This is a genomic window from Streptomyces sp. SID9727 (assembly GCF_010550605.1).
In the GTDB taxonomy this organism is placed as follows: Bacteria; Actinomycetota; Actinomycetes; order Streptomycetales; family Streptomycetaceae; genus Streptomyces.
In genome coordinates this window covers 23,992-36,069 of sequence record NZ_JAAGNI010000512.1, presented here as the reverse complement: position 1 = coordinate 36,069, position 12,078 = coordinate 23,992, and the positions used below count along the sequence as shown (strand labels likewise).

Below are 12,078 nucleotides of genomic sequence, written 5' to 3'. Positions count from 1 at the left end.
CGCGCGCCCCGGCGGCATCGACGCGGAACGCGCCCGGCGCGCCCAGCGGCACCAGGTCCTCGCGCGCCGTCGGCGCACCACCGTGATCCTCTTCCTCGCCTTCACGCTCGGCGCGATCGTCGCCGCGGTCGGCGGCCTGCGCTTCCTGTGGGCGCCCGCGGTCCCGGCGGTGTTCCTCAGCGCGTACATCGCGCACCTGAGGGCGCACGAGCGGCGCCGGTTCGCCTTCACCATGGACCAGCGGCGCGCCGAGGTGGCGGCCCAGCGGCTCCGCGAGAACCGCCCCCGCCGCCACCAGCCCGCCGCCACGGCACCGGTCGAAATCGACGAGGACTCCGAGCCGCGCCACCCGGTCCCCGAGCCGACGCCCACGGTCTCCCCGCAGGAGGCCGGCCGCCGCGCCCTGGTCGAGCAGACGGACCACGCCGAGTGGGTGGACCAGCAGCGCGATCGCGGCCGGGTCCAGGGCGACAGCTGGGAGCCGGTCCCGGTGCCCCTGCCCACCTACGTCACCGCCCCGGTCGCCCCGCGCGCCACGGGCGGGGTCGAGGTCGGCGACCCGGAGACCTGGAGCGCGGCCCGCTCCAGCGCCGCCGAGCCCGCCCAGCCGGACCCCGCGGACCGCCCGGTGGACCCGGCGCCGCGCCGGCGCTCCCCGCAGTCCCGCCGCTCCCGCGACCGGGGCCGCACCCCGCTGTTCGACCAGTACGAGGAAGGCGACCGCCCCCGCGCGGCCAACGAGTGACGCCGCGCCCGACGGCCGTGAGCCACGCCACGGCTGACCAGCGCGGAACGGATTTCCGAGCACCCCCTGGAGGGTGCTAGAGTTTCACACGTCGCAAGGGCCTGTGGCGCAGTCTGGTAGCGCACCTCGTTCGCATCGAGGGGGTCTGGGGTTCAAATCCCCACAGGTCCACTGCACAAGGGAAATCCCGTCCAGCCTCTGGCTGGACGGGATTTCGCCGTTCGGGGCCCGCTGGGACGCGGAGGGACGGGTTGTCAGGTGAACGATGCCGACGCCTGGGCCTCAGGGGGTGGGGACCGCCTCCGCGTCGGGGATTCCCGCGGTGCTGCTGGGCGGTCGTCGCGGGGCTGGTGCAGCTGGTCGTGGCCGTCCCGCGGCGCCGGATGGGCGGGCAGTGGCCGATGAACCTCAGCGGCGGCATCTCGGTCCTGGCCGGGGCGTCGTTCGCCGGGGCGGCGGGCGCCGAGGACCCCATGCTCTCCAGCGCGATCGGCTACGCCGTTCCCGGCGGCATCTTCTCCCACGTCTCGGCGCTGCGGCTGGGGCGCTCCGGTGAGGAAGAGGGCCGGAGCGGGCGGGGCGCGTCGTCGTGACGCCACGCTCTCGCGGGCCGGCCGCCCGGTCCCTCACCCGGACCGGGCGGCCAGGCGAGGGCCAGCAGCGCCGCGTCGTCGGAGGTCTCGGCGCAGCTGTACTCCTGGGCGTCGTCGAGCAGCCAGGTGAGCAGGTGCTGCGGATCGACCGGCGGGGGATGGGCGCGCTGGTAGGCCGACAGGCGGTCGGCGAGCGGGTAGAAGGTCCCGGCCGCGTTCCGGGTCTCCGCGATGCCGTCGGTGTACAGCAGGAGCGTGTCGCCGGGCCGCAGAAGCGTTCTGGCCGACCGCGGGCCGTCCGCGTCGGCGGGTGCGCTCGTGAGGGTGCTCAGCCCGAGGGGGAGGCCGGTGCCGGCCGGAAGCTCGCGGACCGTGCCGTCGTGCAGCACGAGTGCGGGCGGGTGGCCGCAGGAGTACGCCTCCGTGTGGCCGTCGGGCGCGATCTGGATCAGGAGAGCGGTGACGAACGCCTCGTCGTCGTGCGGGAAGCGGTTCAGGCCGGTGTCGAGGCGCCCGGCCAGGCGGCCCAGCGTGCCTTCCTCGTACGCCGCCTCGTGGAACGAGCCGAGGACCGCCGCGGCGGTGGCCACGGCGTCGAGCCCCTTCCCGCGTACGTCCCCGATCAGCGCGCGGGCACCGAACTCGGTGTCCGCCACCGCGTAGAGGTCGCCGCCGATACGCGCGTACTGGGCGGCGGCCAGATAGCTCGCGGCCGTACGGAAGTGGCCCAGCGTCTCGGGCGGTGGGCGCAGTACCGCCCGCTGGGCGGTCTCGGCGACGGACACCACCTTCCGCAGCCGCGCGGTCTCCCGTTCCACGTGGCGCACCACGAAGCAGCTCAGTGCGGCGATGACGCAGATCACGACGGTGGTGCCGATCGCGGAGCCGATCCGCTGCGGTTCGGCCGGCAGGAGCAGCCAGCGGATGCCCACCGCGGCCACCGCCGAACCGATGATCACCGGTGGCCCGAACCCGAACGAGATCACCGCGGGCACCGCCACCAGCACCGAGGCGATGTGCGAGGAGGGCGGGGTGCTCACCTGCAGGACCGCGACGAGGACGCACAGGAGGAGGGCGGTGCCCAGCACCGCCGCCTTGGGGGCCCGGCCCTGCGCGGCCGGCGCACCGTCCTGCCCGGCACGGACGCTCCCCTCGCCGCGCATCCCGTGACTCCTCCCGTCCGTGTGCTCCCGTGACAGCCATTGTTGGGCAGCCCCGGGCATCCCGCTCGCGGACTCGCGCGGGCCGGTCGCGCGTCCGGCCCGGTCCTCACGCCCCGTTCAGATACGCCAGCACCGCCAGCACCCGGCGGTTGTTCGTGCCGTCGTCCGTGATGCCCAGCTTGGCGAACAGCGAGGTCGTGTACTTGCTGATCGCACTGTCGCTGAGGAACAGGCGGGCCGCGACGGCCTGGTTGGAGAGGCCCTCGGCCATCAGGGCCAGGACCTCGTGCTCGCGCTCGGTGAGTTTGTCGAGGCGGCGGTGCGACGAGCCGCTGGACAGGAGCTTGGCGATGACCGCCGGGTCCATGGCCGTGCCGCCCGCCGCGACGCGTTGCAGCGCGTCGATGAACTGGTCCGCGTCGAACACGCTCTCCTTCAGGAAGTAGCCGACGCCGCCGGAGCCGTCGGCCAGCAGCTCGCGGGCGTACAGCTGCTCCACGTACTGGGACAGGATCAGCACCGGCAGCCCCGGCATCTCGGCGCGGGCGGCGAGGGCCGCGCGCAGGCCCTCGTCCGTCTGTGTCGGCGGCATGCGGACGTCCACCACGGCCACGTCCGGGCGCAACTCGCGCAGGGCCGTCAGCGTCTCCGGCCCGGTCGCGGCCGTACCCACCACCTCGTGGCCGTACGCCTCGATGAGACGGACCATGCCGTCCCGCAGGAGATACAGGTCCTCGGCTACAACGATGCGCATGGCACCATGATCCTCGCGCGGGTCGGCCCGCCGGCCGGACTCGTGATGTCGAGGCGGCCGTCGAACACGGCGAGCCGCCGCCGCAGCCCCGCGAGTCCGCCGCCGTCCCGGACGACCGCGCCGCCGCGCCCGTCGTCCTCCGCCTCGACGACGAGACCCGTCCCGTCCTGGGCGAGGGTGATCCGCATCCGCGTCGCGCGGGCGTGCTTCACCGCGTTGGTCAGCAGCTCGGCGATGCCGAAGTAGACGGCCGACTCGACGGGCGCGTCCAGCCGCTCCGGCACGTCCGCGACGACCTCCGTTTCGAGGGGGCTGTCGAGGGCGAGGGCGCGTACGGCGTCGACGAGACCCCGGTCGTTGAGCACGGGCGGATTGATCCCGTGCACCAGGTCGCGCAGCTCCGCCAGCGAGGCGGTGGCGCCCGCCCGCGCCTCGCGCATCAGCGCCCTGGCCCGGTCCGGGTTCGTCTCCAGCAGCTTCTCCACCGTCGCCAGGGACATCCCGAGCGCGACGAGCCGGGCCTGCGCCCCGTCGTGAAGGTCCCGTTCGATCCGGCGGATCTCGGCGGCCTGAGCCACCGTCGCATCGGCCCGCTGCCCGGTGAGTTCGCCCACCCGGTCCACGAGCGCCATCCGGGCGGACGGCCGCAGGAAACGGACCGCGACCGGGGTGACCGGCCGCCAGGCGTACGGGGAAGAGGCGACGGTCACGAGGAGGCCGAGGAGCCAGGCCGGCCGGCCCGTACCCAGCCCGACGGCACCCCACACCACTCCCGCGAGCGGCACGCACGCCACGATCCCCGCAGTGAACGGGGCGATCACCGTGAACCGCAGGTCACGCCAGTTGGCCGGGTCCTTCCAGCGCAGCCGCCACCGCTGGTCCATGAGGGCGTCCCGCCGGGTGCGGTGGTAGTCGAAGCCGTTCCACCAGAAGCCGGTGGCCAAGCGCGTCACCGGCGGGGCGGTCCGGTAGCCGGACGGGATCCCGGTCCCGGACCAGCGGGCGGCCAGCGCGCGGACCGCCCGGCACACGGGCCGCGCCAGGGCGAGCGTGCCCGCGCACACCAGCACCGACGGGCCGACCCACGACCAGGGGTTCGACGCGCCCCACCCGATGCCCCACGCCACCGCTCCCGCCCACACGGCCGGGATCAGCATCGTGGTGGCGGCGACGGCACACGCCCGTACGAACCCGGTACCCGTCCCGGCCGCCCACGCCCCCAGCACTCTCATCGCCTGCCGCCTCCCCGTGTCCGTCCCGATGCACCCACTCTGCACCGCGCGGCGGGCCCCGAGGCCCCGTCCGGGCGAGGAGTGGGTCTGGACCCACCCCCTTGTGCGCCCAGACGCATACCGCGCCGGACCGGCGATTCCTAGCGTCGTCACCATGACAACGAACACGGATCTCCAGCCCGAGGCCCTGCGGGCCCTCGCATCGGCGCGCCGGAGCGTCACGCTCTACGGCGCACTCACCGCCACCGCCCTCGGCGCGGTCGTCGTGGTGGCCGCCACCGGCCACACGGTGAACACCTTCATGTGGGTCCGCGCGGCCCTGCTGCCGGTGATCGCGTACGTACTCCTCCGCATCACGGCCTCGGCCGCGGGGGGTTCCCGCCGCGCCTTCGAGCGCGTGAGCACCCTCGCGGTGATCATGCCCATCGCCATCATCGGCGTCGACCTGATCCCGGGCGTCTGCCCGCCCTGGTACGCGGTGGCGCAGGCGCTGTGCGTGCTGCCGGTGATCCGCGTCGCGTTCCTCACCCGGGGGCCGGCCCTGAAGGCGGCGTTTCCGAAGGCCGGGTGAGGGCTCATGTCTTCCGAAGGCGGAGCATATCGTTTTCGATATGCTGGAGGCATGGGTCTCGACTATGCGCGGATGCGAGAGGTTGCCGACGAGCTCTCGGAGTACGCCGAGCGCTTGGAGGGCTCCTGGAGCGTGGAGATCGGTGCCGGCGGGCCGGTCATGGCGATGGTGAGCCCGGTGAACCGTCACGAGCGGATCGCCGGACGGATCACGGACCAGATCAATCAGCGGGTCGGTGCGACGCACCCGGGCTGGATCGCGGAGACGGGTCCGGAGGTCGAGGACCCGAGGGTCGGGCGCATGCGGCGGCCGGACGTGCTGGTGTGCGAGGAGAGCGCTATGGATTCCGACCGGGACTCGGTCGCTCCGGACGAAGTCCTGGCCTGCGTTGAAGTGGTCTCCCGGTCCAGCCCGAGCAATGACTACGTCGAAAAGATGGCCGACTACCCGGCCATGGGAATCGGCCTGTACATGATCGTCGATCCGAGGAACGGGACCATCGCCGTGCATGACGAGCCGTTCCGGGGCGCTCACCAGAGCCGGGAACAGTACATCTTCGGGGACACCGTCAGGCTCGGGGCCTGGTCCATCGAGACCAGCGCATTCCGCCGCTACGGAAAGGCCGGCGACGCGTGAGACTCGCTGAGCTGAGGGAGCGTGCGGGCCTGACGCAGGCCGAGGTGGCGGCGCGCATGGGGACGGCGCAGCCCAATGTCTCCCGCCTGGAGTGTCTGCCGGTACGGGAGGTCAGTCAGCGGCAGCTCCGCCGATATCTGGGTGCGCTGGGCGCCGACCTCGTCCTGGTGGCCACGACGTCCGCGGGGGACGAGATCGCTCTCACTGCTCCCTGAGCGGCTTCGCGAAGCAGCGGCTGCTGTCGTACGTGCGGTAGTGGCCGAACTTCTCGCACGGGGTGTAGCCGCTGGAGAGGTACAGGGCGATGGCCTCCGGCTGGCGGTCGCCGGTCTCCAGGACCATGCGGGTGCGGCCCGCGGCGCGGGCGTCCGCCTCCAGGGCGGCCAGGATGCGGCGGGCGAGGCCGAGGCCGCGGCCCTCCGGTATGACGTACATCCGCTTCAGCTCGGCGTCGCCGTCCGAGTAGCCCTCGTCGTTGCGTTCCTGGGAGCGCCAGCCGCCCGTGGCGACCGGCTGCTCCGACGCGTCGTACGCGATCAGGTACAGGCCGTGAGGCGGGTCGAACATCGTGGGGTCCAGCGGTGTGACATCGCCCCCATCGCCGTAGCGCTCGGCGTACTCCAGCTGCACGCGGTCGTTGAGTTTGACGGCATCGGGGTGGTCGAAGGCCCGGACATGGATATTCATGCGAAGCATCGTACATGTATGCGGCGTCGGGGGCCGGTATCGTGCCGGAATGCTCACCGTGACCTCCGTGAATGTAAACGGACTCCGCGCCGCCGCCAAGAAGGGCTTCGTCGAGTGGCTGGCGCAGACCGACGCCGACGTGATCTGCCTCCAGGAGGTGCGCGCCGAGCCCGAGCAGCTGCCCGCGGACGTCCGGGACCCCGAGGGCTGGCACACCGTCCACGCGCCGGCCGCCGCCAAGGGCCGGGCCGGGGTCTCCCTCTACGCGCGGCGCGCCCCCGAGCGGGTGCAGATCGGTTTCGGCGGCTACGGGCACGCCGGGTGCGAGGAGTTCGACACGAGCGGGCGGTACGTCGAGATCGACCTGCCCGGCGTCACGGTCGCGAGCCTCTACCTGCCCTCCGGCGAGGTCGGCACCGAGCGGCAGGACGAGAAGGAGCGCTTCATGGGCGCCTTCCTGCCCTACCTCGTCGGACTGAAGGCGCGCGCCGCCGCCGAGGGCCGCGAGGTCGTCGTCTGCGGCGACTGGAACATCGCCCACCAGGAGGCCGACCTCAAGAACTGGCGCGCCAACCGCAAGAGCTCCGGCTTCCTCCCCGAGGAGCGCGCGTGGCTGACCCGGGTCTTCGAGGAGGCCGCGTACGTCGACGTCGTACGCGCCCTGCACCCGGACGTCGAGGGCCCGTACTCGTGGTGGTCGTACCGGGGGCGCGCGTTCGACAACGACACCGGCTGGCGCATCGACTACCAGGTCGCGACCCCGGGCCTCGCGGGCCGCGCGGTGAAGGCGTGGGTCGAGCGGGCGGCGACCCACGGCGAGCGGTGGAGCGACCACGCGCCGGTGACGGTGGTGTACGGGCAGTAGGGGCGGGGTAGGGCGAGGGCGGCGCGCCCCTGGCCTGAACCTACCCGGGCGGGGGGCGGGTCACGCCGTGTAACGGCGGTCCGCCCGTGCCTGCGGTCCTCCCGTGCCGCCGGCGGTCCGCCCGTGCCTGCGGCGGTCCGCCTACGCCTCCGGCTCCTCCGGCTTCCGGCGCAGCCGCCGGTCCAGGGCCATCGACAGTTCCGCGTCCACCACCGCGCGCGCCAAGGGCCGCAGTTGGGGCGGTTCCGGGTCCGTTTCCGCGCCGTACTCCTGGAGCACCGACACGAACAGGTCCGCCAGCGCCTCCGCGTGCGCGCGGACGTGGCGGCCCGTCGAGAGCACCGTGGCGAGCGGCACCCCTTCCCGGACCAGCTCCGCCGAGACGTCCAGCAGGCGGCGGCTGATGTGGACGATCTCCTCGCCGTCCGTCCCCAGGTAGCCCAGCTCCATCGCCAGCGCCAGGTTCTCCGGCGTGGACTCGCCCTCGAAGTAGTCCGCCAGCTGCTCGGGCGTCAGGCGGACCGGGGTCTCCTCGGACGGTTCGCCCAGGCCCAGCACCTCCGCGACATCGCGGCCGCTCTCGAACGTACGGGCGAGATCGGCGATGCCGGTCAGGGTGTGGCCGCGCTCCAGGAGGCCGGTGATCGTGCGCAGGCGGGCCAGGTGGTGGTCGTCGTACCAGGCGATGCGGCCTTCGCGGCGTGGTGGCGAGATCAGGCCGCGCTCACGGTAGAAGCGCACGGTCCGCACGGGGATGCCGGCCTCCCTGGCCAGCTCCTCCATGCGGTACTCGCGGTGCTCGGGTCCTTCTGCCACCCCCGCACCCTATCCGCCTCCCCGGCGAGAAGAACGTGTACGAGCCGCAAGTTGTACCGCCGGTAACTTTCGCTGCTCGCCCCCTACCCATCGGTACTCCACTGCTCTACCCTCCCAACCATGCCAGTGATTGCTGGCAGAGTCGTGTGACGTACCGCGGGAGGCGGCAGCATGGCCCAGCACGAGCATGTACGCGTGGCGGTGATCGGATCCGGATTCGGGGGCCTCGGCGCCGCGGTCCGGCTGCGGCGCGAAGGCATCACCGATTTCGTGATCCTGGAACGGGCCGGTTCCGTCGGCGGCACCTGGCGCGACAACAGCTACCCGGGCTGCGCCTGCGACGTACCGTCCCACCTCTACTCCTTCTCGTTCGCCCCCAACCCCGAGTGGCCGCGCACCTTCTCCGGGCAGGAGCACATCCGCGCCTACCTGGAGCACGTGGCCGACACCTTCGGGCTCCGCGCCCATCTGCGCCTCGACCACGAGGTGAAGCAGATGCGCTGGGACAACGACGAGCTGCACTGGGTCATCGACAGCGCCAACGGCAACACCGTCGTCGCGGACGTCGTCGTCTCCGCGACCGGACCGCTCTCCGACCCGAAGACGCCCGACATCCCCGGGCTCGCCGACTTCCCCGGCAAGGTCTTCCACTCCGCCCGCTGGGACCACGACGCCGACCTCACCGGCAAGCGCGTCGCGATGATCGGCACCGGCGCCTCCGCCATCCAGATCGTGCCCGCGATCCAGCCGAAGGCGGGCAGGCTGACGCTCTTCCAGCGCACCCCGCCCTGGGTCATGCCCCGCATGGACCGGAAGATCAGCGGCGCCGAGCAGTGGCTCCACCGCGCTCTGCCCGCCACCGGCGCCGCCCGCCGCGGACTCCTCTGGGGCATCCGGGAGTTGCAGGTCAGCGCCTTCACCAAGCACCCCGACCAGCTCGGCCTGGTCGAGCGCATCGCGAAGTCCAACATGGCCCGCGCCATCAAGGACCCGGCCCTCCGCGCCAAGCTGACCCCCTCCTACCGCATCGGCTGCAAGCGCATCCTGCTGTCGAGCACGTACTACCCCGCCCTGGCCCAGCCCAATGTCGACGTCGTCGCCTCCGGCCTCGCCGAGGTCCGCGGCTCCACGGTCGTCGCCTCCGACGGTACGGAGGCCGAGGTCGACGCGATCATCTTCGGCACCGGATTCCACGTCACCGACATGCCGATCGCCGAACGCGTCGTCGGCGCCGACGGGATCACGCTCACCGAGTCCTGGAAGGACGGCATGCAGGCGCTGCGCGGCGCCAGCGCGGCCGGCTTCCCCAACTGGATGACGATCATCGGCCCCAACACCGGGCTCGGGAACTCCTCGATGATCCTCATGATCGAGTCCCAGCTGAACTACATGGCCGACTACCTGCGCCAGTTGGACCTGCTCGGCGGCAAGGCGGCCCTCGACGCCCGCCCCTCCGCCGTCAACACCTGGAACCGCCGCGTCCAGGACCGCATGAAGCGCACCGTCTGGAACACCGGCGGCTGCAACAGCTGGTACCTGGACGCCAACGGCCGCAACACCACCGTCTGGCCCGGCACCACCGCGGAGTTCCGCAAGGCCACCCGGACCGTCGACCTGTCCGAGTACCAGGTCCTGCGCCCGCCCGTCCCCGCCCAGCGCACGTCCGGCGACACCGTCTCCGAGGAGGCCGTCCGATGAGCCGCCCCCTGCCCGTCGCCGGCCGCCGCCCCGTCGCGGCCCGCGAACTCCTCGCCGTCTCCGCCGACGGCTCCCGGATACACGTCGAGATCCACGGCCAGGAGGGCGCGCCCGCCGTCGTCCTCTCCCACGGCTGGACCTGCAACACCAGCTTCTGGGACGCCCAGATACGGGACCTCGCCGTCGACCACCGCGTCATCGCCTACGACCAGCGCGGCCACGGCACCTCGCCCGCCGCCGCCCGCGACGGCTACACCACCGACGCCCTCGCCGACGACCTCGAAGCCGTCCTCGCCGCGACCCTCGCCCCCGGCGAGAAGGCCGTCCTCGCCGGGCACTCCATGGGCGGCATGACCATCATGTCCGCCTCCCGCCGCCCGAAGCTGCGCGAGCACGCCGCCGCCGTCCTGCTGTGCAGTACCGGCAGCTCCCGGCTCCTCGCCGAGTCGCTGGTCGTCCCCATGCGCGCCGGAGCCGTACGCACCCGCCTCACCCGCGCCATCCTCGGCGCGCGCGCCCCCCTCGGACCGGTCACACCGCTTTCACGACGGATACTGAAGTACGGGACGATGGGCGCCGGTTCGGCCCCCGACCGGGTCGACACCTGCGCCCGCATCGTGCACGCCTGCCCCCGCATACCCCGGGTCTCCTGGGGCCACGTCCTCGCGGAGCTCGATCTCGACGAGGGCGTACGGGAGTTGCGCGTGCCCACCGCGATCGTCGCGGGTACGGAGGACCGGCTCACGCCGCCCGTCCACGCCCGAGCCATCGCGGCGGCCCTGCCCGACTGCCTCGGCCTCACCGAGTTGACGGGCATGGGGCACATGACGCCCGTGGAGGCGCCGGAGGTGGTCACGGCGAAGATACGGGAGCTGGTGACCGCCTACCTTCCGGGCGGCCCGGACCGGGACGCGCGGGGAACCGCAGACATCGAGGGCAAGGAGGAGGTCGCATGAGCGGCACGGGAAATCTCGAAGGACAGGTCGTCGTCGTCACCGGCGCGGCACGCGGCGTCGGCGAACTCCTCGCCCGCAAGCTCTCCGCCCGGGGCGCGATCCTCGCCCTCGTCGGCCTCGAACCCGACGAGCTGAAGAAGGTCTCCGCCCGCCTCCACGGCGAGAGCGACCACTGGCACGCCGACGTCACCGACCACGAGGCGATGTCCCAGGTCGCGAGGGAGGTCAAGGCCCGCTTCGGCAAGGTGGACATCGTCGTGGCCAACGCGGGTGTCGCCACCGGCGGCCCCCTCGTCGACTCCGACCCGGTCGCCTGGCGCCGCGTCATCGAGGTCAACCTCATCGGCGGCGCGGTGACGGCTCGCGCGTTCCTGCCCGTCCTCATGGAGAGCCGGGGCTACTTCCTCCAGATCGCCTCCCTCGCCGCGATGACCCCGGCCCCGATGATGAGCGCCTACTGCGCCTCCAAGTCCGGGGTCGAGGCGTTCGCGCACAGCCTGCGCGGCGAAGTCGGCTACAAGGGCGTGAAGGTGGGCGTCGGCTACCTCTCCTGGACCGACACCGACATGGTGCGCGGCGCCGACGAGGACGACGTCATGCGCGACCTCCGCAAGCGCCTCCCGTGGCCCACGAACCGCACGTACCCGCTCGGCCCCGCCGTCGACCGCATCGTCGCCGGGATCGAGCGCCGCTCCGCCCATGTCTACGCCCAGTGGTGGCTGCGCGGCATGCAGTCCGTACGCGGCTACCTGCCGACCCTCATCGGCGTCGTCGGCCAGCGCGAGATGCGCCGCTTCGGCCCGCGCATGGAGGGCAGGAGCCGGGGTCTCGTCGGTGCCGGAGGCGCCGCTGACCAGGACGAACGCGCTTCGCGTACGCAGCGTGAATGATCGACATGCGGAGCGTGGTCGGCCGTGTGAATCTGGTCGAGGCCCCACCGGGGCCGTACCCCACGCACCCACATAGGAGTGAACAGCATGGGCATCGCCGACCAGTTCAAGGACAAGGCCAAGGACCTCGCGGGCCAGGCGCAGGACCAGACGCAGGACCGCCAGCGCAAGGGCCAGGGCCAGGGCCGCGACCGCGCCAAGGACGCGACCCAGCAGGGCCGCGACCGCGCGAAGGGCGCCGCCCAGCGCGCCCAGAACGAGGCCGGCGAGCGCTTCGACCGCTAACGGCCGTGCGGTGACGCCGAGGGGCGCGTCCGGATTCTTCCGGGCGCGCCCCTTCCGCTGTCCGAGAAGCCGTCCCGGCGGGCCCCGACGGCCGCCGTCGCTCCACCCTCAGCCGGGGAGGACGTCACCCTGCAAACCCCTCTCGGGTCACCCCGCTCTGCCCTCGCGGGCCTGGAATCCCGCTCCG

14 protein-coding genes, 1 tRNA gene and 1 pseudogene are annotated in these 12,078 nt (G+C 72.8%); 11 read left to right on the top strand and 5 right to left on the bottom strand.

From position 1 onward, the window contains the following. The 3 genes and pseudogenes from G3I41_RS34890 to G3I41_RS37315 form a co-directional block, all read left to right on the top strand. The coding region (locus G3I41_RS34890; RefSeq protein WP_164404520.1) for a hypothetical protein at positions 1-745 on the top strand (745 nt) is incomplete at its 5' end. A 97-nt stretch (positions 746-842) separates the two neighbouring features. After that, positions 843-916 (top strand) — tRNA-Ala (locus G3I41_RS34885). Between the two features lie 115 nt (positions 917-1,031). Continuing rightward, a pseudogene (locus G3I41_RS37315) lies at positions 1,032-1,338 on the top strand (hypothetical protein); the annotation flags it as partial. Here the strand turns inward: G3I41_RS37315 and G3I41_RS34880 are convergent. The 3 genes from G3I41_RS34880 to G3I41_RS34870 form a co-directional block, all read right to left on the bottom strand. Continuing rightward, positions 1,239-2,501 (bottom strand): PP2C family protein-serine/threonine phosphatase, encoded by a 1,263-nt coding sequence (locus G3I41_RS34880; protein ID WP_239081986.1) that lies wholly within the window; start codon positions 2,499-2,501, stop codon positions 1,239-1,241. The pseudogene G3I41_RS37315 and the gene G3I41_RS34880 sit on opposite strands and share 100 nt — an antisense overlap. A gap of 106 nt (positions 2,502-2,607) precedes the next feature. Then, positions 2,608-3,255 (bottom strand): response regulator transcription factor, encoded by a 648-nt coding sequence (locus G3I41_RS34875; protein ID WP_164404519.1) that lies wholly within the window; start codon positions 3,253-3,255, stop codon positions 2,608-2,610. Further along, entirely contained in the window at positions 3,240-4,487 is a 1,248-nt protein-coding gene (locus G3I41_RS34870; RefSeq protein ID WP_164404518.1) for a histidine kinase, read from the bottom strand. The genes G3I41_RS34875 and G3I41_RS34870 overlap by 16 nt, the downstream gene beginning before the upstream one ends. A gap of 154 nt (positions 4,488-4,641) precedes the next feature. Between G3I41_RS34870 and G3I41_RS34865 the strand changes: the two genes are divergently transcribed. From G3I41_RS34865 to G3I41_RS34855, 3 genes are read left to right on the top strand one after another with little or no spacing between them, the layout of a single operon-like run. Then, entirely contained in the window at positions 4,642-5,058 is a 417-nt protein-coding gene (locus G3I41_RS34865) for a hypothetical protein (protein WP_164404517.1), read from the top strand. Between the two features lie 51 nt (positions 5,059-5,109). Further along, positions 5,110-5,694, top strand: coding sequence for a Uma2 family endonuclease (locus G3I41_RS34860; RefSeq protein ID WP_164404516.1), 585 nt, complete (start codon positions 5,110-5,112; stop codon positions 5,692-5,694). Next, the gene (locus G3I41_RS34855; RefSeq protein WP_164404515.1) at positions 5,691-5,909 is read left to right on the top strand and encodes an XRE family transcriptional regulator; all 219 of its coding nucleotides are present in this window, start codon (positions 5,691-5,693) and stop codon (positions 5,907-5,909) included. The genes G3I41_RS34860 and G3I41_RS34855 overlap by 4 nt, the downstream gene beginning before the upstream one ends. Here G3I41_RS34855 and G3I41_RS34850 read toward each other — a convergent pair. After that, a complete protein-coding gene (locus G3I41_RS34850) occupies positions 5,896-6,381 on the bottom strand; it encodes a GNAT family N-acetyltransferase (protein ID WP_164404514.1) in 486 nt (161 codons plus the stop codon). The genes G3I41_RS34855 and G3I41_RS34850 overlap by 14 nt on opposite strands. A gap of 49 nt (positions 6,382-6,430) precedes the next feature. Between G3I41_RS34850 and G3I41_RS34845 the strand changes: the two genes are divergently transcribed. After that, positions 6,431-7,246: an exodeoxyribonuclease III gene (locus tag G3I41_RS34845; protein WP_164404513.1), complete on the top strand. Its 816-nt coding sequence runs from the start codon at positions 6,431-6,433 to the stop codon at positions 7,244-7,246. Positions 7,247-7,387: 141 nt separating this feature from the next. On the opposite strand, the gene G3I41_RS34840 is transcribed toward G3I41_RS34845, so the two are convergent. After that, entirely contained in the window at positions 7,388-8,029 is a 642-nt protein-coding gene (locus G3I41_RS34840; protein WP_164404524.1) for a MerR family transcriptional regulator, read from the bottom strand. A 204-nt stretch (positions 8,030-8,233) separates the two neighbouring features. Between G3I41_RS34840 and G3I41_RS34835 the strand changes: the two genes are divergently transcribed. The 4 genes from G3I41_RS34835 (at position 8,234) to G3I41_RS34820 (ending at position 11,891) form a co-directional block, all read left to right on the top strand. Beyond that, a complete protein-coding gene (locus G3I41_RS34835; protein ID WP_164404512.1) occupies positions 8,234-9,760 on the top strand; it encodes an NAD(P)/FAD-dependent oxidoreductase in 1,527 nt (508 codons plus the stop codon). Further along, a complete protein-coding gene (locus tag G3I41_RS34830; protein WP_164404511.1) occupies positions 9,757-10,716 on the top strand; it encodes an alpha/beta fold hydrolase in 960 nt (319 codons plus the stop codon). Before G3I41_RS34835 ends, G3I41_RS34830 begins: the two co-directional genes overlap by 4 nt. Next, positions 10,713-11,606: an SDR family oxidoreductase gene (locus tag G3I41_RS34825; protein WP_164404510.1), complete on the top strand. Its 894-nt coding sequence runs from the start codon at positions 10,713-10,715 to the stop codon at positions 11,604-11,606. Before G3I41_RS34830 ends, G3I41_RS34825 begins: the two co-directional genes overlap by 4 nt. Before the next feature lie 87 nt (positions 11,607-11,693). Then, positions 11,694-11,891 carry a hypothetical protein gene (locus tag G3I41_RS34820; protein WP_164404509.1) on the top strand — a complete coding sequence of 66 codons (198 nt, stop codon included), beginning with the start codon at positions 11,694-11,696 and terminating at the stop codon, positions 11,889-11,891. The last annotated feature ends 187 nt before the right edge of the window (positions 11,892-12,078 follow it).